This is a genomic window from Frisingicoccus caecimuris, from assembly GCF_004340975.1.
Taxonomy (GTDB): Bacteria; Bacillota; Clostridia; order Lachnospirales; family Lachnospiraceae; genus Frisingicoccus; species Frisingicoccus caecimuris.
In genome coordinates, this window is record NZ_SLXA01000007.1 from 34,869 (window position 1) to 56,923 (window position 22,055).

Consider the following 22,055-nt stretch of genomic DNA (forward strand, 5'->3'; position numbering starts at 1 on the left):
AATGTTTTGAAGAAATTGGAAGGGATAGAAATATGCAGAGGAAAAGCACGTTTGAGGATTTCGAAAAATTAATGGATGATGCTGAAGCTTCGAATCCGCCGAAAAGGAAGTCTGAAGAGTCTGAACGTGGGGAAATCGAATTCGACTCCGCACTGTTCAGGCGGCGGTCAGCGCCGAAAATACCGGCCAACGGTTCTGAACTTTTTGATGAATCGGACGGCGAAGAAGCGGAAATTTATGAAGAAGATTACGAAGAGGAAGTTTACGAAACGCGAAAACCGATATATTCTCACAGGAATACCCATGAATTTGATGAAGCGGAGGCTGAGAAACGTTATCGGCAAAGGGAAGCGCGACTTCGTAAGAAAGCGGAAAAACGGCGGCAAAACAGACATTTGGGCGGTAAGATTTTGGCTATCCTGCAGTTCATCTTATCCGTCGTTTTTATGGGACTTATTTTTAAACTGGATGTTTTACCGACAAAATATTTTATTGCTGCCAGTATTATTCTGATATTGCTGGCGCTGATTTGTTTTTTACTTCAATTTCGGAAGCATGCCCATTGGGCGGGGAAAATCATATCCTTTATTGTGATACTCATTATGATTTTCGGCAGTGTATATGTGGCAAAAACCATATACACTTTGAACAGCGTGACAAAAGTAAAAGCATATCAGACAGATAAGATTGTTATTGGGGTACTTGCGGATGATCCGGCCGAGTCACTGGGCGATGCAAAGGATTACAAATTTGGCATTATGGCGGGAAATGACCGTTCCAAAGTGGATTTGGCCATTACCCAGATGAACAACAGTCTGGATTCGGAAATTGATACAGTTGAATATAATTCCTATTCGGAGCAGGTTCAGGCATTATACGATGGCAAGATTGATGCCATGATATACAATCAGGCCCTCGATGAGTTGATTGAAGAAAAAAATCCGGGATTTTTGGAGAAAGTCCGGATTATCGATAACTTTAATGTAGAGACAGAAGTCTATATGGAAGATATTCCGGATCTTCCGATTACAAAAGAACCATTTGTTGTATTCCTCAGCGGCATGGACGTCTATGGAGAACTGGAACAGACCAGCCGGAGCGATGTTAATATCATGGCCTGTGTCAATCCGACGACAAAGCAGGTGCTGCTTGTCAGTGTGCCGAGGGATGCTTATGTGGAGATTCCGGGTATAACCTACGGAGAAAAGGATAAGTTGACCCATGCAGGTATGTATGGCATCCAGTATTCAATTGCTTCTATGGAAGAAATCTTTGATCTGGATATCCGCTATTATGTACGGATTAATTTTACTTCACTGATCATGATGGTTGATGCTCTCGGCGGCATTGATGTGGAATCAGATTATGCCTTTTCCACCTATTATAAGCAGTATGACGCAGACACAGATACATGGAGCTATTATGAATATGACAGGGGTATGAACCATCTGGACGGCGTGCATGCACTGGCTTTTGCAAGAGAGCGTATGAATGCGGCCGGAGGAGATTATCAGCGGGCAAAGAACCAGCAGAAGGTTATTGCGGCCCTTCTTGAAAAAATTAAATCTCCGGCGTTTCTGACCGGATATACCGGGCTTCTTTCCAGTTTGGAAGGTAAGATGGATACCAACTTTACTTCTCAGCAGTTGGCCAGCCTTGTAAAGATGCAGTTAAATGACGGTGCGGACTGGAATATCGTTTCTTCCAGTGTCTATGGCATCTCTTCGCAGGAATATTGTGCATCCTATGCGGGCGCGCCTTTGGATGTAGAAGTGTTGGACGATGATTCTATTGATGCTGTCAAAGAAGTGATTGATAAACTTATGAAGGGCCAGGTGATTTCTGAGCCGAGAGCCACTGACATTCAGGAAGCCTATGAAGTAAATGGAAGCGATGCAGATGATGATTATTATGTTAATAATCATGCGGACGATGATGAGTATGACGACTTCTATTGGGAACATGGCGGCTATCTGGGTGAAGAAGACAGTGAGACTTTTGAGTATTCGGAAGACGAAGAGTATTGATAAGTTGATAATGGAATATTGTATTTAAACGGCGTAGCTTTGGCTATGCCGTTTCTGCATATATTATATTGAATAAACAATTAAAACGGAGTATAATAAGAAAAACGCAATGCGTTTCGGGAGGATGTTATGGATTCTAAAGAAAGATTAATTCAAATCAAAGAAGGATCAGGAATGAACTGGAAAGAGCTTTCGGCATATTTTCAGATTCCATACCGGACAATTCAAGATTGGGAACGGGGTAATCGGAAGATGCCGGAATACGTGCTGCGGTTGATGGAATATAAATTGCGAATGGAGAAGTTGATTGATTAAGGGCAAGGTTGAAAATGAGTTAAATGGCAGGGCGGATTGAAAAATGTTGAGGAATTTTGCACAATTTGGTGTCGAAATTTTATACTAAATGTACAAAGATGAAAAAACTTGAAAAATCGTGTCACAAAATGGCTTGTTAAAACGGATATAGATGATGAGAGCCAAACGAGGGACACTGGTAATTTAGTGGAGAAAGGAGGCTGATGTCGGTGGCAGGCAACCATAAAACTGGTGACGGGCTCTCGAAATTGAAAAAGAACAATGCTTCGGTCCCAGAAAAGTTGGACAACAGCGTTGGCACTTCATCAGAATCTATATCTCCGACCGGGAAAAAAGGGGTTCATACAATCATACATATGAAATCTTTGAATGAAGATGAGGATGCAGAGGATTTTGACCCAGTGCGGGAAGGCTTAATTATAAAGGCGGTAGATAAGTTTCTTGAGGAAGATGCAGACGAGGTTTCTGATGGTGAAGAAGGCCCTCGTATTTTTTCACAGGACTATGAAGCACGCAAAAAGAAGATGCTGCAAACGGCTTTCGATAGAGATGAAAGAGAATCCTTGACCAAACCAAAACGCCGTTTCCGTATCCCGGCCGCTACAGCTGCCGCCGTGATTTTTCTGGCAGTTGCGGCCGGTCTGGGGGCTGCCCGTGCAGACGCTATGCCCGAACCTATCCGTGTCCTTGTGGTGCAGGTGCGATCCCTCTTCAGCAGTGCATCTGTGGATGAAGAAATTTTGTATGGCGAAAATCAGACGACGGATTTCCCGAAGGAAATCCAGACAGTTTATGAGCCGTCAAAGGTGTTGGATGGGTATGAGGTGAGTGAGAGGATAGAACAGGATAAAGTGTTGAAAATTTATTATATCAATGAAAATCAGCAAGAATATAATTTTCAGCAAAGGACACTGGATTATAGCGGTGGTTATGACAATGAAAATTTAAAGTATGAGGATGTTCAGCTTTATGAAGGAGTGTCAGGAATAACCTATGTTAAAAGTAATCAAACATATCTTCAGTGGCAGAAGGATGGATATATTTTTGAGTTCATAGGAAATCAGACACTGGAGGAGTTTAAAGTGCTGGCGGCATCGGTAAAACCGATGGAGGATTAGAAATGTTATCTAAAAAGTACGTGAGAAATACAATGTTGATGTTAGTACTGATGTTCACGTTCGCCTTTTCGATGAATGTACATGCGGAAGAACCGGTGGATAACAATGACTATTCAAATGAGGTAGTACCAGGTTATGAAAAAACTTCACGATGGAGTTACACGAGCAATGTATACGCGGCTTTGACTTTAGATACGGATGGCTCTTCAACAACTTATTGTGATGTAACGGGCTATCAAAACTTAACTACAAAAATTATTGTATATACCTATCTTCAGAGGTTAGATGGCAATACTTGGATCAATGTGGATTCAGTATCTCATACAGCCTATAGCTGGCATGCAGAATATGCTGATTCTATGACTACTGTGGCATGGGGGCATGACTATCGGACCCGGAACAGCATCTATGTGTATTCAGGGGATTCTTATGAAAATATAGTATTATACAGTAATATTCATCATTATCATTCCACAAGTGACAACTCGAACTGCGTTAATTAAAAAAACAAATCGCTGACACCAGTTGAAGCGTCACGAATGAATACACATTAAAATTTAAAGTAATTAAGAACGGAAATTTAAAAGCTTTGCTTAAAAAAACAGAAACAAAAAAATAACCCTTGTATGTTGCTGGATTTAAGTTAAAAATGTTAATGGGCGGTGCCGGTTCCCTAGGCCGGCATCGTTCCGAAAAGAGGCGCGGGATTATGAAATTCTGGGACTTACTGTATCCGCCGAGGTGCCCTTTGTGCGGAGAAATTTTATCTTTAAAAGAAGGTAAAGTTCATCAGGCTTGTTACAGAAAGCTTCTCCGGGTGCGGGAGCCACTGTGTAAACGGTGTGGCAAACCGTTAACTCCGGGGGCCGGAGAGCAAAGGGAATGGTGTATGGATTGTCTGCGCAGCCGCCACCGGCATGGGAAAAGTTTCGATCAGGGCCGGGTTCTTTGGCTGTACAGTGGAGATATCCAGAAATCCATATTGGATTATAAATACAAAGGAATGAAAAGCTATACGGATTTTTATGCGGAAGAAGCCGTGAACCGATGGGGCAGGTGGATTCGGAGTAAAAATCCCCAGATGTTGATTCCGGTTCCACTGCATCCGAGAAAGAAACGGATTCGCGGGTATAATCAGGCAGAATTGCTGGCCAAGTCTATTGGAAAACGGATGGAAATTCCGGTGGGCACGGATGTTTTGTATCGAAAACGTTGGACGGAACCTCAGAAGGCTGTCTCTGGTCAGGAGCGTCGACATAATCTGGCAAAATCTATGGAGATACGACATCTGCCAGAGAATTTGCGTCGGGTACTGCTGATTGATGATATTTATACGACAGGAAGTACGATGGAAGCCTGTGCAGGTATTTTAAAGAAGAATGGTGTGGAAGAAGTCTGTTTTTTGGCCCTGTGTATCGGGTATGGAAATGGATAAATGGGCTTTTTCAGCGTAAAATAAGGAAAAATTTTAAAATAGAGTTGACGACCCCTGTAGATTTGTTATATAATGGATGAGCTATGGAAGCGGTCTTTTTTTTATGCCTAAAATTAAAGACCATAATAAAAAATATAAGTGGAGGTGGAAGTTGTGCGCGTTAAGATCACATTGGCATGTACAGAATGTAAGCAGCGTAATTACAACCTGACGAAAGAGAAGAAAGCTCATCCGGACAGAATGGAAACAAAGAAATACTGCAGATTCTGTAAAAAACACACAATGCACAAGGAAACGAAGTAATTAGCGATTGGCAGGGAGTGAATACTATGGGCGATATAGAAAAAGCAAATAAGCCTGGAAAGCTCAGCCAGATTAAAACCGAATTCAAAAAGGTCATCTGGCCAGACCAGGGAACAGTCCGTAAAGAAACGACCGCCGTTGTCGTTGTCTCTGTTTTATTGGGCTTAGTAATCGCATTACTTGACATCGTTCTCCGTTATGGAGTCGATTTCCTTATTTCGCTGTAGGAAAGGTGAAGTTATGGCAGAAGCAAAATGGTATGTTGTACATACCTATTCAGGCTATGAAAACAAAGTGAAGGCAAACATCGAGAAATCCATTCAGAATTTACATCTGGAGGACCAGATTTTGGATGTTCAGGTGCCGATGCAGAACGTTATGGAAGTAAAGAACGGTCAGAAAAAGAGCGTTCAGAAAAAACTCTTCCCGGGTTATGTATTGCTCCATATGATCATGAACGACGAAACCTGGTACGTTGTGCGTAATACACGTGGTGTTACCGGATTTGTCGGACCGGAGTCGAAACCTGTTCCTCTGACGGAGGCTGAGATGGCTCCGCTGGGCATCAGCAGCGAAAAAGTTCAGATTGATTATGAAATTGGCGATGCAGTGCGTGTGGTATCCGGTGCATGGGAAGAAACCGTGGGTATTATCCGCGGCATTAACCAGGCAAAACAGACGGTAACCATCGGAGTTGAGATGTTCGGCCGTGAGACGTCGGTAGAAATCAGCGTCTTAGATATTCGAAAAATGTAAAACAAAAGAGCCTGCGCGTGTGAGCGGGCTGTGGGAGGGACATTCCCGCAATTACCACAATATTCAGGAGGTATGCTATTATGGCAAAGAAAGTCACAGGATATATTAAATTACAGATTCCTGCTGGTAAAGCAACACCAGCGCCACCAGTTGGTCCTGCTTTGGGTCAGCACGGTGTTAATATCGTACAGTTTACAAAAGAATTTAATGCAAGAACTGCAGACAAAGGCGATTTGATCATCCCTGTTGTTATTACAGTTTACAATGACCGGAGCTTCAGCTTCATTACAAAGACTCCTCCGGCAGCAGTTCTGTTAAAGAAAGCTTGTAAGATCCAGTCTGGTTCCGCAGTGCCGAACAAGACAAAAGTTGCAACAATTTCCAAAGAAGAGATTCAGAAAATCGCTGAAATGAAGATGCCAGACTTAAATGCCAGCAGCCTTGAAGCTGCTATGAGTATGATTGCTGGTACAGCACGAAGCATGGGAATCACAGTAGTAGACTGAGAGCAACTAAAATATTTATAGACAGTGGGAGGGTAGCTCCCGATAATACCACAAGGAGGATTTTAAATCATGAAAAAAGGTAAGAGATATGTAGAGTCTGCAAAATTAGTAGACCGTGCAACTCTTTATGATGTTGACGAAGCAGTAAGTATTTTAAAGAAAACAGCAAATGCGAAATTCGATGAGACGATCGAAGCACACATCCGTCTGGGTGTTGATGGACGTCACGCTGACCAGCAGGTTCGTGGTGCTGTTGTACTGCCGCACGGAACAGGTAAAACTGTTCGTGTACTTGTATTTGCTAAAGGTGACAAGGTTGCTGAAGCAGAGGCGGCAGGTGCAGATTTTGTAGGCGGTGACGAACTTGTTCCAAGAATCCAGAAAGAAGGATGGTTGGATTTCGACGTTGTTGTTGCTACACCGGATATGATGGGTATCGTAGGTCGTTTAGGACGTATCCTCGGACCTAAAGGCTTAATGCCAAACCCAAAAGCCGGTACTGTTACTATGGATGTAACCAAGGCTATCAACGATATTAAAGCTGGTAAGATTGAATACAGACTGGATAAGTCCAACATTATTCATGTGCCAATCGGAAAAGCTTCTTTCACAGAAGAACAGTTAGCGGACAACTTCCATACATTAATCGGAGCAATCAATAAGGCAAAACCAGCCGCTGCTAAAGGCCAGTATCTGAAGAGCGTTGTTGTTACTTCAACAATGGGACCTGGTATCAAGTTGAATACTGTAAAATTAGCATAATTGCTGGTTTTTGATTGACAACCACTTTAAAAGGTGATATACTACAAACGCTTTGCGGATTTTATCAAGTTAAGTGCGAGCGCAGAGCGAATGCTGCCAGAGACAGCAGGTACCGTAATGGTGTAAGTTATGAACGCCTGCCGAGGGAGACTATTGTATCTGAATTTTTCAGATGATATTAAGATAGTTTAGAAAACCTCTCTGTCTATGGATAGAGAGGTTTTTTCAATGGCGGTACACTTAAATTCTACAAGGAGGTGCACCAACGTGGCAAAAGTTGAATTAAAACAGCCGATCGTAGACGAAATTGCTGCATTACTTAAAGATGCAGAGGCATTAGTTGCTGTAGATTATCGTGGTCTTACAGTTGAGGAAGACACACAGCTTCGTAAAACTTTAAGAGAAGCAGGTGTGACTTACAAGGTTTATAAGAACACTTTGATCAAACGTGCCGTAGAGGGAACAGAATGGGAAAAAATCGCAGACGTTCTCGAAGGCCCGACAGCTATCGCTGTAAGCTCTGAAGATGCAACAGCACCAGCCAGAATTTTATTTGAAGCTGGTAAAAAGATGCCGAAGCTTGAACTTAAAGCAGGTATTGTAGCTGGTGAATACTACGATCAGGATATGATCAAAGTTATTGCAACAATTCCTTCCAAAGAAGTACTTCTTGGAAGATTGCTTGGAAGCATTCAGGCTCCTATTGCAAACTTTGCTCGTGTTATTAAACAGATTGCAGAAAAAGACGAAACTGCAGCTTAATTATTATTAAATTGGAGGTAAATTATAATGGCAAAATTAACTACAGCTGAATTTATTGAAGCTATCAAAGAATTATCCGTTTTAGAGTTAAATGAATTAGTAAAAGCATGTGAAGAAGAATTTGGTGTATCCGCAGCAGCAGGCGTTGTTGTTGCAGCAGCAGGTGCTGGTGAAGCAGCAGCTGAAGAAAAGACAGAATTTGATGTTGAATTAACAGAAGTTGGTCCTAACAAAGTTAAAGTCATCAAAGTTGTTCGTGAAATCACAGGTCTTGGCTTAAAAGAAGCTAAAGAAGCTGTTGACAACGCTCCAAAGGTTGTTAAAGAAGGTGCCAGCAAAGAAGAAGCTGAAGAAATCAAAGCTAAATTCGAAGCTGAAGGTGCTAAAGTTACTATTAAATAATTTGGTGCATCTATTCAAAAGGCGTATCGCATATGAACCGACCTCCCAATCGTTAGATTTTTGGTCTGACTTTTGGGGGCCGGTTCATGCGGTACGCCTTTTGTTATTCTCAAGGAGGTATGGTATAATATAAATGTTGGGATTGAGCTTGAAGGGCGGGGTTGTTGACCGGGGATTCATACATTGGATGTGGAATAGCCATTGATGATTTGAAAGAAATTTACAGGCAGAAACAATAGATTAAAAATAGAGTTGCGCAAAAGTGGCAACTTTTTTTTTGCCTATCCGGGCATACGTAATGCGTATGAATTGTAAAAAATCAGAAATACTACAATAGGATGAATAAGGTTTAACAGAGAGGAGCTGCGCTATGGAACATTTTTTAAATGAAGCAATGATTGATGAATTTCGGCTAAGGTTGGAAGAAGAGGAAAAATCGAGTGCAACCATTGATAAATATATCCGGGATGTCCGGACATTTTTTGCATATGCGGGAGTGGCGGAGAGCATTAACAAAACAACAATGATTGCTTATAAAGAATATTTGATTACAAAATATGCAGCAGCCAGTGTGAATTCGATGCTGACGTCTGTGAATATTTTTTTGAAGGAAATGAATTGGCATGACTGTGTTGTGAAAATATTAAAGATTCAACAAGAAGCTTTTCGGGCCAAAGAAAGAGATTTGACAAAGGAAGAGTATTATCAACTGGTGCGTACGGCGGAGAGAAAAGGAAATATAAGGCTGTCTCTGATCATGCAGACGATCGGTTCTACAGGAATACGAATCAGCGAGCTTAAGTATATCACTGTAGCGGCCATAAATCTGGGATATGCATCGGTGTGCTCGAAAGGAAAACGGCGAACGGTTCTTCTTCCGGAAGCGCTTTGCCAGAAATTAAAACACTATGTGAGAGAAAAAAAGATTCAACGGGGCAGTGTTTTTGTTACAAGAACGGGAAAAAACGTAGATCGAAGTAATGTGTGTCATGAGATGAAAGCTCTCGGCAGAGAAGCGGGGGTTATGAAGAAAAAAATCTTTCCGCATAATCTGAGACATCTGTTTGCATTAACCTATTATAGAGCTAAAAAAGATATATCCCACCTGGCTGATTTGCTTGGGCACTCCAACATTAATACGACACGGATATATACGTTGGTCAGTGGAGAGGAACAGGCGAAGCAGATTGAATTTCTTGGGCTGGTTCCTTAGAAAAACGCAAAGGTCGGATTGGATTAAAAATAAAAAGACCACATAATATTCGTTATGTGGTTATAGATTTAACTTGTATATGATAAAAAATGAATTTTAGACGCGCTTAAACAAGGCCGATGAAAATTTTTTCCTTTCGGTCTGTTTTTTGTGAGAAACATTGTTGAAACTTAAAATTTATTCTGATATAATAATACATGTTATCTAAAGACATATATGTAATAAAAGTTTCTTTTACCACATAACGAATATTATGTGGTATTTGGCGACTCCACACATATTGTGCCTAAAAAATATAATTCAGTAGGGAAAGGGATAGTGTTGTCGAAAGATTATTTCCTGAAAAATTAAGAAAGGAAAATGCAAAATGCGGAGAAAAGTGAAAAAATCTTTGACGTTGTTTATGGCTCTCGTCATGCTTGTGTCATTGATTTGCAGCAGGGAATTGTCGGCGTTTGCGGAGGATGTGAGTACAACGGAACAAACAATGTATGAAACCGAAGAAACGACTACAGAAGCATCAGATTCCCTGGAAGAGACCTGGAACGGTCAGACCGACAGTGCTGTGGAAACAGATGAATTTATACCGCAGGAAACGGAGACATTCGACACAGCTGTGGAACCGGAATTGTCGGAGCAGACGATTACGGCGGCCATGTATGGCGGTGAAGCGATCATTACACTGAGCGGCAAGATGCCGGAAGGAGCCACGGCGGAAGCTTGTCCGGTGCAGGTGTCTATTGAAGGCCAGAATGTCCTGGCAGCCTATGACATTACAATCTATGATGTCGAGGGTAATGTTTTTCAGCCGGAAGCAGACGCCATTCGGGTAGAAATTGCAGACGCGGCGGTGGCAGAAGCGCTGGATGGGGAAGAGGATATTTCTGTCTACCATATGGAAGATGCGGAGGCTCTGCCGCAGCAGATTCAAGAAGTAAATACGGAAAATCAGGTTGTGGCATTTGATGCAGAGAGTTTCTCTATTTATGTTGTAACAACACCTCATTTTACGTATACCTATGATTTTTATGATAAGGACCACAATCTGGTGAACGAACAGATTTTATCGGCTGGCGAAATTTTAAATGAGCCAGAGACGCCAGCAGGTGATGAAAATCAGATTTTTGATGGATGGTACACAGTGAATGATGACAAGTTTACAGGCTTTGGAACAGCTCAGCCGCAAATGACTGAAAGCCGGACAATTAAGCTGCATGCTCGGTATAAAGAGGCGTATTATGTTTTCTATAAGGCCGGTGCAGATGTGAATAGCAAAATTCTTTATACACAGACCTATTCAAACGGTGCGGCAATAGTGACGGAGGATGTTCCGTTTAACACCGGTGATGTAAATAAGGCTTTAATCGGATGGTCAAAGGATCCAGCAGCAGAGACACCGGATGAAGAGATGTCTATTCAAGGTTCGGACGTTACTCTGTATCCGGTGGTGAAAAATGCTCATTGGATTACTTTTGATTCACAGGGCGGTTCTGTGGTTGAACCGGTATATGTATTGGCTGGCTCAAAAACAGCAAGACCTGTGGAACCGACGCGCACCGGTTACCGCTTTGATGGCTGGTATACAGATGCAGAATGCACAACAGAATATTCATTTAATGAGACCCTGGATACAAATATCACATTATATGCAAAGTGGAGTCCGGTCAGCGTGAACTATACCGTAATCTATTGGCAGCAAAACCCGGATGATGACGGGTATTCCTTAGCTGGTCATGAGACTCAGAACGGAATGACTGGAACAAAAACAAGCGTAAACTCTGCAGATGATAAGTATGAGGGATTTCATCTGAGTACAACAAAATCCATTGAACAGCAAGATATCGCGGGAGATGGCTCTACGGTTGTCCATGTATATTATGACAGAGACATCTATGAGGTTCAGTTTATAAAGTATCAGGAAGAATACTACGAATATGTAGGAAACAATAAAGGAGACTATAAACAAAAGCTGAGCTGGGGCGGAGTAACTTATGAGTATGTGGGTCCCGGAAATGGAAATTATGTTAAGTTGGGTGGTGGTGAGGAAATAATCGATGAACTGACGATCACTGCCAGATATGGACAAGATATCAGTTCATTGTGGCCGAGCCGACGAACAGGATTATCACAAACATATCCAAGTAACTGGAGAGTCAGTCCGAATGGAAATACTTATCAGTCCGGCATCAGTGCAATGCCGTTGGGAGGAACCAAGTTTTATTATGCTGCAACCAGTGGAAAGTATACGATTCGCACAGAGTATTGGCTGGAGAGCCTGAACGAAAATGGAAGCTATTCTTTAGATCATGCAGATGAGTTCAAGTCAGATAAGAATAATTGGACAACGACAGAAAATGATTATTACGATATTAAAGGTTTCTCGGTCAATACAAATAAAAGTGCGAAACTAGGAACTTCGGCTGAAAAGCATAAGTTTAGCAATAATGTATATGGCTGGCAGTTTTATTATGATCGTAATTCTTATAAAATTCAGTTTTTCGACGCAGATACTAACTTAGCGGAAAAAGATTACTTATATCAGGCAGATATCAGTCACGCGGGATTCACGCCTGAGACGCCAAATGGCAAAGAGGATTATATCTTTGGCGGCTGGTATGGCAATGAATTGCTTCAAGGAGAACCTTATAATTTCGACGGCAAAACCATGCCGGCAGGAGATTTTCCTCTCTATGCGAAATGGATAGCGCCGAGCTATACGGTACATTTTGATTTAAACGGCGGCGAGAACAATGAAGAAGCGTATGCCGATCAGACTGTGGAGAAGGCAGGAAAAGCAGATAAGCCGGAAAATCCAACACGTGTCGGTTATGATTTCGCCGGATGGACAAGAAATGGCGAGCCATTTAATTTTGACACTCAGATTACAGAGAATACAACGTTAGTCGCTCAGTGGATCAGCAAGAATGAATATACCATTACATATGATTCAAATAATGGTATGGGTCAGACCAAGAAGGATTCGGTTTCCTATATTGATGGAGCCGAAGCTAAAATTCTGAATCTTCCGGAAGAATGGACAGCGCCGACCGAGCATGAAGGTTTTATTTGCTGGAATACAGCGGCGGATGGTAACGGTACGGATTATTATCCGGGCGATGTGTATACCATGCCGGCTGAAAATGTAACTTTATATGCAAAGTGGGCTGAAGTGCGCAGCACAACGCTGACCTATAATTTCAATGGCGGTGCTGACGCGGACAACAAGACTTCCATGCTTGTAAATATTGATGTACCAAATAGTGAATATACGATTGCCGGGCCTGTGGTATCAAAGGCTGGTTATGAGTTTATCGGATGGACCACAGATCAAGCGGGAACAGGCACATTGCTTAAAAATGACGATAAAATCCAGGTGGATACTTTGAATCCGGATAATAATGTTCTGTATGCTCAATGGCGGAAGACGGTGACAGTTACGGTAGAGAAGCTTGTTGAGGGCAATATGGGTGATACAAACGAGAGCTTCGACTTCACTTATACTGTTACAAAACCTGATGGAACAACAAAAGATCCAGTGCAGTTTGCATTGAAAAACGGGGAGCAATATCCTATTACGGATTTGCCGCAAGGTTCTTCTGTCAGCGTGACAGAAACCAGCCAGGCAGCGGATGGCTATAGTACAACAGTGACCGTTGGGGATACTACGACAAATTCAAATGAATATAGTGGACAAAATCTGACGGACGATGTGACTGTAACGTTTACAAATATAAAGAATGTGACAGCGCCGACAGGTATTGTCAGAAATGTATTCCCGTTCATTGTGATGGTTGTTATTGCGATTGAAGCAATCATTTGTTTTGTGGTATGGCACTTGAAAAAGCGGATTCGATAATACGAAAGGAATCTTATGGCAGCAAAAGATATGGAAGAAATTGCCGCGTACATGAAGACAATGCGGTTTCGTAAAAAGTTCATCGGCGGTGTGGATGAGACGGACGTCTGGCGTCAGCTCGAAAAACTTCAAAAAGAATACCAGTCTGCTTTTGAAGCCCAGAGGGAACAGAGCCGCGCTCTGATTCGTGAAAGGGAAGCGATCATTGCCGGGTTGAAACAGCAATTGACAGGAGGGACGCGTTCACGAGGTGGCGTTAATGGCTAAACGTAAAAGGAGACCGGAGATGAATACACCGGAGGAAGTCATCGCGGCCCGCCGCCGTCTGCTGGCGAACCGGCAGGAGGTAATCTCTTTTTTCAGTCGATTGATTTTGCTGGCTTTACTGTTCTGGATTCTGTTTGGAGTTGTTTTTGGGATAAAGCCCATGCCGAATGAGGACATGGCACCGCGAATTTGTGCAGGAGATTTAATGCTGTTTTATCGTCTGGATAAAAACCTGAGAAGCAGCGAAGTGGCTGTTTTTAAAAAAGACGGTAAATGGTATACAGGGCGCGTCGTCGCTCAGGGCGGAGATTCCGTGGAGATTACGGAGGACGCCGAACTTAAAGTTAATGGTAGTATCGTTATAGAGAACGATATTTACTATAAAACGCCGAAATATGAGGACTATGTCAGTTATCCGCTGACATTGGCTGATGACGAATACTTTATTCTCTGTGATTATCGTGAGGGTGCAAAAGACAGCAGGTATTTTGGACCGGTTTGCGGAAATGAGATTAAAGGAAAGGTTATTACCCTTATTCGGCGCTCAGGACTATAAAATATTTTAATTAATGAAAGGATGAAATGTTATGAAAAAAAGTAAGATGTTACATCGAATTGCAGCAGCTTTGCTGGCGGGCACAATGATGATGGCTATGGGAACGACCGTGTTTGCAGAGGGTAATGAACCGAGAAATGTGACGATCACAAAAGAAATTACAAAGGACGCCAATGATTATGCTCCGGCCACAACCTTTGGGTTTCAGATTACATCGGGGAGTCCGGTAGAAGCTTCCAAAGGGCAGGATGCCATTTACGCAGGACCGGCTGGCGGCGCTTATTTTGAAGAGGGAGCAGGGGAAATCACATCGGCTCCGGGTGCAAGTGATATTGGTCAGACGACAACAACTGTAGGTACGACAACAATTTCTATTGATGCGAGCAAGTTTACAGCGCCTGGTATCTATCGCTATAACGTTTCTGAAGTTGCAGGAACATATGAAGGTATTACTTATTCGACAGAAACAAAATATTTTGATGTTTATGTAAATTCGAGTAAAGAAGTTTATGCTTATACCTTTACAGATGCAACGGCTACGGATGGCAAGGATGACGGAGTATTTACCAATGATTATACGGACATTCATGATGTAACCATTACAAAGCAGGTTACCGGTAATCAGGGTGATAAGAGCAAAGCGTTCAACTTTACCATTGATGCATCAGGTGCCGACGGTGAAAAATTTTATGTAACTTATGGCGATGGTGAGACAGTAACATTGGGTGCTGATGAGGATGCTAAGATAATCACATTGAAAGATGGTCAGTCTGCAACTATTCATGGTTTATCCGTAACAGATACATATAGTGTTGAAGAAGCGGATTATACAAGCGATGGTTATACAACAACAGTTGATGGCGCTAAGAGCGGTACTATCAGCGAAGATAAAACAGTAACATTTACAAACGAGAAAAATGCTTCAACTCCAACCGGTATCATGATGAACGTTGCACCTTACGTTCTGATGGTGGCTGTTGCTGCAGTTTTGGCAGTTGTATTCCTTCGCAGAAAAAATAATTTTGAAAACTAATAACATTTTTTGATGAGAAGGCCTGACAGGGGCAGTACATACAGGAGGCAGACGGACATGGAAAGAGCGGCGTTGTTGGCCCGGGCCGGAAATCGGGCGCTCAGTGTCATTGTGGGCATATTCATCCTGGTGATGCTGATGTACGGTGGGTATTCTCTATGGGATACGGCCATGCTCTATCAGGGGGCTTTCGTTTCCAATGATTTGTTAAAGTACAAGCCTTCTCCCGAAAATGCGGATGGTCCCACCCTTGCGGAGCTCGCGGCGCTGAACCCGGATGTCCGAGGGTGGCTGACCATCGATGATACCCATATCGACTATCCGGTCGTTCAGGGGAAGACGGATATGGATTATATCAATAAGAATGTCTATGGGGAATTCGCCTTGTCCGGTTCGATTTTTATGGACAGCCGGAACGCGGCGGATTTCTCAGACAGTTATTGTCTGCTCTATGGCCATCATATGGACAATGGGGCCATGTTTGGAGATGTGGTCGAGTTTGTAAATAAAGACTATTTTGACGACCACCGGACAGGGACCCTGTATCTCACAGACGGGAGTGTTTACGCGATTGAACTCTTTGCCTGTATGGAGATTGATGCTTTTGACAGTGTTGTCTATCAGCCAACTGCCCAGGAAGAGGGAAATGTCCAGCCGCTCCTGGATTATATCCGGGAGGGAGCGGTCCAATACCGGGAACTTGGTGTGGCAAAGACGGATCAGATCATCGGTCTGTCGACCTGTGCAGAAGCTCTGACCAATGGCCGGGTCGTTGTCTTTGGTTGGATGAAGAGAGCAGAAAAGGTTCAGGAAGGAGGTGCCTGACATAACAATGAGATTAAAAATGAAACGGCTCCGTGGGTTTGTGTGCGTTTCGCTGATACTGGCTTTACTGGCTCTGCCGGGAATGGCTTTTGCGGAAGAACGTGGATGTACGGTGACCATACCGACATATGTGGAAGTTACCGGGACTTCCTCACTGACAGATGCGGAATTTGAAGTTGTGCTGGCTGGTCTGGATACGGAAGAGCCGATGCCGGAGAAGAGCAGCGGTACAGTGAAAGGTTCCGGTCAGGTGGTTTTAGGACCGATGACTTATACGGTGCCGGGAGATTATCATTATCGCATTTCTCAAAAGGTGGGAAATGCTGAGGGCTATACTTACGATACAGCCGTTTATACGGTCACCGTCCGCGTGGTGAACGGCGAGGACGGCGGACTGAATGCCGAAGTATGGGCCGTTAAAGACGGAGGCTCCGACAAAGTGGAAGAAATTCTATTCAGCAATGCGTACAAAGCGCCGGAGGATCCGAAGAAGCCGGAAGAACCGAATAAACCGGCGGCACCGCAGACCGGCGATCAGACCCATGTGCGCCTGTTCGCAGCCTTGCTGGCGTTATCTGTTCTGGTGATGATTCTCAGCGGATTCAGACAGAGCAGAAAAGATCGGCGTTTTGATTAAAAGCAGGTAAGGGTTAGGACCTGTTGACAAATTAAAGAGAAATGGCCTTCTGTATGGTATAATTATTATATCAATTGCGGGAGGCCATTTTTTATGATGAGAAAACAGAGCGAACAAATTCAAATAGAAAGGCTGGTAAAAGCGGTGTAAATAACCGGGTTTACCAGCCTTTCTATTTTATACAAAAATATACCTGGAAAAATGAGATTATCAACAGGTCCAGCTTGAAACATTTAAATATTAATATTATGTTTTTTAAGCTTTTGATAAAGCGTAGGACGACTGATGCCTAAGCGGGATGCGGCTTCACTTTTATTCCCCCCACAGTCTTCAAGCACTTTTTTGATAATGGATTGTTCTTCATGTTCTAAAAGCTTTTCTTTGGAATCTGTGAAGGAATGGGAGAGAGGCTGAGGTGCCTCTTGATTTGATAATGCAATTCCCATTGCTTCCCTTACGATTTTTGCATCCACATCCTTTTTGAGTGAAATGACTACCAGGCGTTCGATGATATTGGCGAGTTCGCGAATGTTTCCGGGCCAATCATAATTTATGAGAATTTTCATTCCCTCAGGTTTTATATGTATTGGCGGGCGTTTGAGTTTTGTGCACTCTTTTTTGAGAAAATGATGAATTAAAAGCTCTAAATCTTCTTTCCGTTTTCTTAGCGGAGGGAGCTCTATAGCTAAGACATTGAGACGGTAGAAGAAGTCTTCTCTGAATTGTCCGTTTTTAACCATTTCGTGTAGATTTTTATTGGTTGCAGCTATAATTCGGACATTTACAGGAATGATTTTATCATCGCCCAGCCGCATGATTCTTTTCTCTTCAAGGACTCGCAAAAGGCGCGCTTGGATAGACATATCAATTTCGCCAATTTCATCAAGGAATATGGTCCCATTATGGGCCAGTTCAAAAAGACCGGTTTTTCCATTCTTTCTGGCGCCAGTGAACGCACCTTCTTTATAGCCAAACAATTCGGATTCCAAAAGCGTTGGGGGGATTGCGGCACAGTTTACAGCAACAAACGGTCCGTTAATGCGCAAGCTGCAATTGTGAATACTTTGGGCAAACAATTCTTTGCCTGTTCCGGACTCACCGGTAATTAAAACCGTTGAATCTACGCCGCTGTATCGCCTTGCCATCATAATGCTTTTCTTTAATATGGCAGAATTGCCGATAATGTCAGCAAATGTATGTGAAGCTATAAGTCCGTGTTTGAATAGTTGGTTTCGAATGCTTTGCTCTATACCCTGGATATCCTGTATGCGTTGGAGTTTCATTACAGCTCCGGATATTTTTTCCCCATACCGAACTGGATAAATCGAAGATATATATTTCGTATTTTTATATTCCTGAAGCACGTTTAGCATTGCTTCGTCTTTTTTCATGGAAGTAATTACCTGTTCCACCCATGGAAATGTCATGCTATTATCTGAAGAAGTGAGGAATTTTTCTTCATTAAATAATGAGGATGCAAGTTGGTTCATTAAAGTGATATTTCCCGCTGGGTCAAACATTATGAGTCCTTCGTTGATGATATTAAAAATGGTATTCAGTTCCTCGTTCTGTTTATTCTTTGCGTCAATCTGATCAATAATTATTTGAGCTTCGCGTAAAGCGATAAGAATTTCATCAGCACTTGTTTCTAATATTATTCTTTCGAGTCCTTCCTGCCTGGCAAAACGAGTTTCATCATATCCACCGACAAGTATGCGTACGCCATCACTATGGGCCTTGATTGCTGCAGCTTCATAGTCCTCAACAGAATTTACTTCATAATACTTAATATCAGAATTCAGAACACATTTTACTTCACTGGCAGCATCTAAAAGAGATTTGGTCCCGGCGAGACCAACTAAACCGTAAGTTTTCTGAGCCTGTACCAATTCACAAAGAAGATTGCTTATAGAGAATGGGATTTCTACAACTGGTACAGAGATGTTTGTGGAACGCAGTTTTGATATATACCCTGCTCTTGAAATCAGAATTTGGGTGCCCTGAGCAACCATTTTTTTTGCCACAGATATACCTTCTTCATAGTTTGAAACTTTTATTACGCTAATCGTTCCTTTCGGATAATTCCTGCTTACAGATAAAGCGGTATAATATGTGGAATCTAATTCTAATATAAACGCAATTCGGGCCATGGGATTCTCCTTTCAGCTTTATAAGAATATTGTAAAATAATTTTACATTTTACGCAATAAAAACTTACACTTTACACAAGAAAGGGAATGATGAAATGGTTTTCTGCTGTTTTTCCGGCATTTTTTATCAATAAGCAATTTGGCATCGAACTTGCGGATATATGAGAATGAGCATGATAATTGGAGGTGATGTTTTAAAATTAAAAGGTTTTAGAAAATAGCTATGATAAGTAAATGAAAGGGGGATACACTTGAAGAATTATAGCAAAATTCTAGATATTATACAGCAGATATATAAATGGATTATAATTTTTGCAATGGCTGTATTTTCAGTTGTGATTATCGCATCAGTTTTTTGGCGATATTTTTTGAGAAATCCGATTACCTGGGCTGAACAATTGTCTCGATTTTTGTTCGTATGGACGATTATGTTAGGGATTCCGGTATACTACAGAGTGGGGCTGGCGACGTATCTTGATTTGTTGGTGGAAAAATTTCCGACAACACTCAAACAGATCGTCAGTATTGCGATGGATATTCTGGTTGGCTTTTTTGCAGTATATTATGGGTATTCAGGCTTACTTTACGTAACTCAATCGGGCTCTTCAATATTTCAGGGACTTGGCATTCCAAGTGGCTGCGTGTATGCGTCAGAACTTGCCTGTAGCGCCTATTTAATTTTATGTGTGATTGAAAGTGTCATTAAGAAGATATCAAGATTTGGAAATACAAATTTATTAGGGGGAGGAGGCGATGTGTAATGCTTGTAATATTGATTGGATCATTTTTTCTATTTTTAATTTTAGGGATGCCAATTGCTTTTGTAATGGGAACATCCGCAAGCCTGGCTTTTTTATACGAAGGGATTTCTCCGGCTGTGCTTGCTCAGCGAACATTTACAGCAACTAATTCATTTGCTTTATTGGCAATTCCATTGTTCATGCTCGCTGGAAATCTTATGGAAAGAACAGATATAACAAAAGATCTCATTAATTTTTGCGATAAACTTGTAGGCCATATCAGAGGTGGTCTGGCACATACAACTTGCCTTACCGGAATTCTTATGGCAGCAATGTGTGGTTCCAATAATGCCTCTGCCTCCGCCATCGGTTCGATGATGATTCCGGCCCTTCGAAAGGAAGGATATGACACGCCATTTGCAGTATCACTTGTTGCGGCTGCCGGGAATCTTGGACCGATTATTCCACCAAGTATTATTATGATTATTTATGCCAGTGCAACAAATCTGCCGATTAAAGACTTATTTATGTCTGGTGTTATTCCGGGAATTCTTATGGGTGTCGGATTTATGACATATAGCTATTTACATGCAAAGAAACTTGGAATGCAGACAAAACCGAAAGCAGCTCTTGGTGAAATATGGCAGGCTTTTAAAAAGGCATTTTTTGCATTGCTTACACCAGTTATTATACTTGTAGGTATTGCAACGGGTGTATTTACAGCTACAGAATCCGGTGCTGTTGCAGTGTTATACTGTTGTATTTACGGATTAGTACGTAAGAAGCTTACACTTAAGGACATGGTTGACAGTCTGTATCAGGCAGCTATATCTACGTTGGGTCCAATGATTGTCATTTGTTTTGCTTCAGCTTTCTCCTATTTACTTAGTTATTGTAACTTTGCAGACACAGCAGTAGGTGCAATCATGTCCATTTCATCTAACAAATATATTGTTATGCTTCTTATTATTGCTTTAATTATGTTGATTGGTATGTTTGTTGAAGTTACAGCGGCATGTATTATGATGATTCCGATGTTTACAAAGCTTATTGCAGCATTATCACTTAATCCGCTTTGGTTTGCAATCATCGTAATTATTGTCTTCTGTATTGGAGCGATTACGCCGCCGGTTGGAATTACTCTTTATGTATCTTGTGGTGTTGCGAATCTGCCTCTTCGCGATGCAATCAAGCCGATATGGCCATTTGTATTTATAATGCTGGGCGTAACACTTCTTATTGTTTTTGTTCCACATGTAGCAACATTGCTGCCGGCACTTTTAAATTGATCATATGCACAATAAAACGTGCAATATATAAAGGAGGATTCTTATGAAAAAACGTATAATTGCTGTATTACTCACGGGTGTTATGATGCTCTCTTTAGCAGGATGCGGCGGTAAAACAGAAAGTTCAGCAGGAGAAACGAAGGATGGCGTTTCAACGGAAAGTACGGAAACTGTAGAGCTTAAACTCGGACATCCGTTGGGACCGGGAACGAGTCAGCATATTTATCTTGAAAAATGGGCAGAAGCTGTAGCGGAAGCTTCCAATGGTAAATATCAGATTACAATTTATCCTAGTTCCCAGTTCGGGGAAGCTCGAGAACTTGTGGAGTCCCTTTCCAATGGCATTTATAATATTGGTTGGGTAGATTCGAGTACAATGGATTTCCTTGTTCCTGAAGCAAATATGTTATATCTTGCGTTTTTCTTTGAAGATTACGCACAGCTGTGGAGTGCGATTGATGGAAATACAGGCGCAAAACTGACCGAAATTACAGAAGAAAAAGCGAATATCCACCTTTTATCCGCATTTAGTCTTGGATGTCGTGAAATTTTCTCTAATAAAGAAATTGTTGACTTGTCCAGTTTAAAAAATCTCAAATTTAGAGTGCCGGAACTGGATATGTGGATCAATACCTTTAAAACCCTTGGTATGAATCCTACTCCGGTTGCCTGGTCTGAGCTTTATACGGCTCTGGCTTCAGGTATTGTTGATGGGGCATGTGCAAACTGGGAGACGATTGCGCTTCAGCAGATGTATACAGAAGCACCATATATTTGGGAGTCTAATCATTTCTTCCAAACAGGCTTCCCTGCTTTTAATCTTGAGTTCTGGAATTCTCTTTCAGAAGAGGATCAGCAGATGTTTACAGAAACATGTCTTGAAATTGCAGCAGAACAGCGTGCAAATGTAGAAGAACTTGATGGCGAGTATAAAGAAGAAATTCTTAATAATGGTGGAAATATTCTTGCAAGAAATGATTTTGCTGATATCGATGAAGTGATTGAAACATATCAGAATGGCCTTTGGAAGGATATGGTTGCTCAGGCGGATGCACAGGAGCTTTATGAAATTATGTGTACTGACACAGGAAAAAATCCTTGAT

The 22,055-nt window shown here is 41.9% G+C and carries 23 protein-coding genes and 1 other annotated feature; of the genes, 22 read left to right on the forward strand and 1 reads right to left on the reverse strand.

The annotated features are described in order from the left end of the window. Positions 1–32 precede the first annotated feature (32 nt). The 19 genes from EV212_RS08100 (at position 33) to EV212_RS08190 (ending at position 16,773) form a co-directional block, all read left to right on the forward strand. A complete protein-coding gene (locus EV212_RS08100) occupies positions 33–2,027 on the forward strand; it encodes an LCP family protein (protein ID WP_132091566.1) in 1,995 nt (664 codons plus the stop codon). A gap of 129 nt (positions 2,028–2,156) precedes the next feature. Continuing rightward, the gene (locus EV212_RS08105) at positions 2,157–2,342 is read left to right on the forward strand and encodes a helix-turn-helix domain-containing protein (RefSeq protein ID WP_132091569.1); all 186 of its coding nucleotides are present in this window, start codon (positions 2,157–2,159) and stop codon (positions 2,340–2,342) included. Between the two features lie 356 nt (positions 2,343–2,698). Further along, positions 2,699–3,460 (forward strand): DUF4367 domain-containing protein, encoded by a 762-nt coding sequence (locus EV212_RS08110; RefSeq protein WP_165873335.1) that lies wholly within the window; start codon positions 2,699–2,701, stop codon positions 3,458–3,460. Positions 3,461–3,492: 32 nt separating this feature from the next. Next, positions 3,493–3,963 (forward strand): hypothetical protein, encoded by a 471-nt coding sequence (locus EV212_RS08115; RefSeq protein ID WP_132091575.1) that lies wholly within the window; start codon positions 3,493–3,495, stop codon positions 3,961–3,963. Positions 3,964–4,169: 206 nt separating this feature from the next. Beyond that, positions 4,170–4,895: a ComF family protein gene (locus tag EV212_RS08120; RefSeq protein ID WP_165873336.1), complete on the forward strand. Its 726-nt coding sequence runs from the start codon at positions 4,170–4,172 to the stop codon at positions 4,893–4,895. A gap of 153 nt (positions 4,896–5,048) precedes the next feature. Continuing rightward, entirely contained in the window at positions 5,049–5,198 is a 150-nt protein-coding gene (gene rpmG, locus EV212_RS08125) for a 50S ribosomal protein L33 (protein WP_132091581.1), read from the forward strand. 26 nt (positions 5,199–5,224) lie between these two features. Continuing rightward, positions 5,225–5,425 (forward strand): preprotein translocase subunit SecE, encoded by a 201-nt coding sequence (gene secE, locus EV212_RS08130; RefSeq protein WP_132091583.1) that lies wholly within the window; start codon positions 5,225–5,227, stop codon positions 5,423–5,425. Positions 5,426–5,438: 13 nt separating this feature from the next. Then, on the forward strand, positions 5,439–5,954 hold the full coding sequence (gene nusG, locus EV212_RS08135) for a transcription termination/antitermination protein NusG (protein ID WP_132091586.1): 516 nt from the start codon (positions 5,439–5,441) through the stop codon (positions 5,952–5,954). 80 nt (positions 5,955–6,034) lie between these two features. Beyond that, positions 6,035–6,460, forward strand: a complete 426-nt coding sequence (gene rplK / locus EV212_RS08140; RefSeq protein WP_132091589.1) for a 50S ribosomal protein L11 — start codon at positions 6,035–6,037, stop codon at positions 6,458–6,460. Positions 6,461–6,529: 69 nt separating this feature from the next. Next, positions 6,530–7,222, forward strand: coding sequence for a 50S ribosomal protein L1 (gene rplA, locus EV212_RS08145; protein ID WP_132091592.1), 693 nt, complete (start codon positions 6,530–6,532; stop codon positions 7,220–7,222). A gap of 78 nt (positions 7,223–7,300) precedes the next feature. Continuing rightward, positions 7,301–7,458: a sequence feature (ribosomal protein L10 leader region), on the forward strand. A gap of 31 nt (positions 7,459–7,489) precedes the next feature. Beyond that, positions 7,490–7,984 (forward strand): 50S ribosomal protein L10, encoded by a 495-nt coding sequence (gene rplJ / locus EV212_RS08150; protein ID WP_132091861.1) that lies wholly within the window; start codon positions 7,490–7,492, stop codon positions 7,982–7,984. A 27-nt stretch (positions 7,985–8,011) separates the two neighbouring features. Then, positions 8,012–8,386: a 50S ribosomal protein L7/L12 gene (rplL, locus tag EV212_RS08155; RefSeq protein ID WP_132091596.1), complete on the forward strand. Its 375-nt coding sequence runs from the start codon at positions 8,012–8,014 to the stop codon at positions 8,384–8,386. A gap of 370 nt (positions 8,387–8,756) precedes the next feature. Beyond that, positions 8,757–9,599, forward strand: a complete 843-nt coding sequence (locus EV212_RS08160; RefSeq protein WP_132091599.1) for a tyrosine-type recombinase/integrase — start codon at positions 8,757–8,759, stop codon at positions 9,597–9,599. A 379-nt stretch (positions 9,600–9,978) separates the two neighbouring features. Continuing rightward, entirely contained in the window at positions 9,979–13,455 is a 3,477-nt protein-coding gene (locus EV212_RS08165; RefSeq protein ID WP_165873337.1) for an InlB B-repeat-containing protein, read from the forward strand. A 15-nt stretch (positions 13,456–13,470) separates the two neighbouring features. Beyond that, positions 13,471–13,722: a hypothetical protein gene (locus EV212_RS08170; RefSeq protein ID WP_132091605.1), complete on the forward strand. Its 252-nt coding sequence runs from the start codon at positions 13,471–13,473 to the stop codon at positions 13,720–13,722. Next, complete coding sequence (gene lepB, locus EV212_RS08175; protein WP_243115507.1) at positions 13,715–14,278, forward strand: signal peptidase I; 564 nt, start codon at positions 13,715–13,717, stop codon at positions 14,276–14,278. Before EV212_RS08170 ends, lepB begins: the two co-directional genes overlap by 8 nt. A gap of 31 nt (positions 14,279–14,309) precedes the next feature. Further along, complete coding sequence (locus EV212_RS08180) at positions 14,310–15,311, forward strand: DUF7601 domain-containing protein (protein ID WP_132091608.1); 1,002 nt, start codon at positions 14,310–14,312, stop codon at positions 15,309–15,311. A gap of 57 nt (positions 15,312–15,368) precedes the next feature. Continuing rightward, positions 15,369–16,136: a class B sortase gene (gene srtB / locus EV212_RS08185; protein WP_132091611.1), complete on the forward strand. Its 768-nt coding sequence runs from the start codon at positions 15,369–15,371 to the stop codon at positions 16,134–16,136. Positions 16,137–16,143: 7 nt separating this feature from the next. After that, on the forward strand, positions 16,144–16,773 hold the full coding sequence (locus tag EV212_RS08190; protein WP_132091614.1) for a Spy0128 family protein: 630 nt from the start codon (positions 16,144–16,146) through the stop codon (positions 16,771–16,773). 233 nt (positions 16,774–17,006) lie between these two features. On the opposite strand, the gene EV212_RS08195 is transcribed toward EV212_RS08190, so the two are convergent. Beyond that, the gene (locus tag EV212_RS08195; RefSeq protein ID WP_132091617.1) at positions 17,007–18,923 is read right to left on the reverse strand and encodes a sigma 54-interacting transcriptional regulator; all 1,917 of its coding nucleotides are present in this window, start codon (positions 18,921–18,923) and stop codon (positions 17,007–17,009) included. 251 nt (positions 18,924–19,174) lie between these two features. Between EV212_RS08195 and EV212_RS08200 the strand changes: the two genes are divergently transcribed. Genes EV212_RS08200 through dctP form a run of 3 tightly spaced genes read left to right on the forward strand, consistent with a single transcriptional unit; the run spans position 19,175 to position 22,054 of the window. After that, a complete protein-coding gene (locus EV212_RS08200) occupies positions 19,175–19,684 on the forward strand; it encodes a TRAP transporter small permease (protein ID WP_132091620.1) in 510 nt (169 codons plus the stop codon). Beyond that, positions 19,684–20,952, forward strand: a complete 1,269-nt coding sequence (locus EV212_RS08205) for a TRAP transporter large permease (protein ID WP_132091623.1) — start codon at positions 19,684–19,686, stop codon at positions 20,950–20,952. The genes EV212_RS08200 and EV212_RS08205 overlap by 1 nt, the downstream gene beginning before the upstream one ends. Before the next feature lie 43 nt (positions 20,953–20,995). After that, positions 20,996–22,054 (forward strand): TRAP transporter substrate-binding protein, encoded by a 1,059-nt coding sequence (gene dctP, locus EV212_RS08210; RefSeq protein ID WP_132091626.1) that lies wholly within the window; start codon positions 20,996–20,998, stop codon positions 22,052–22,054. Position 22,055: the final 1 nt, after the last annotated feature.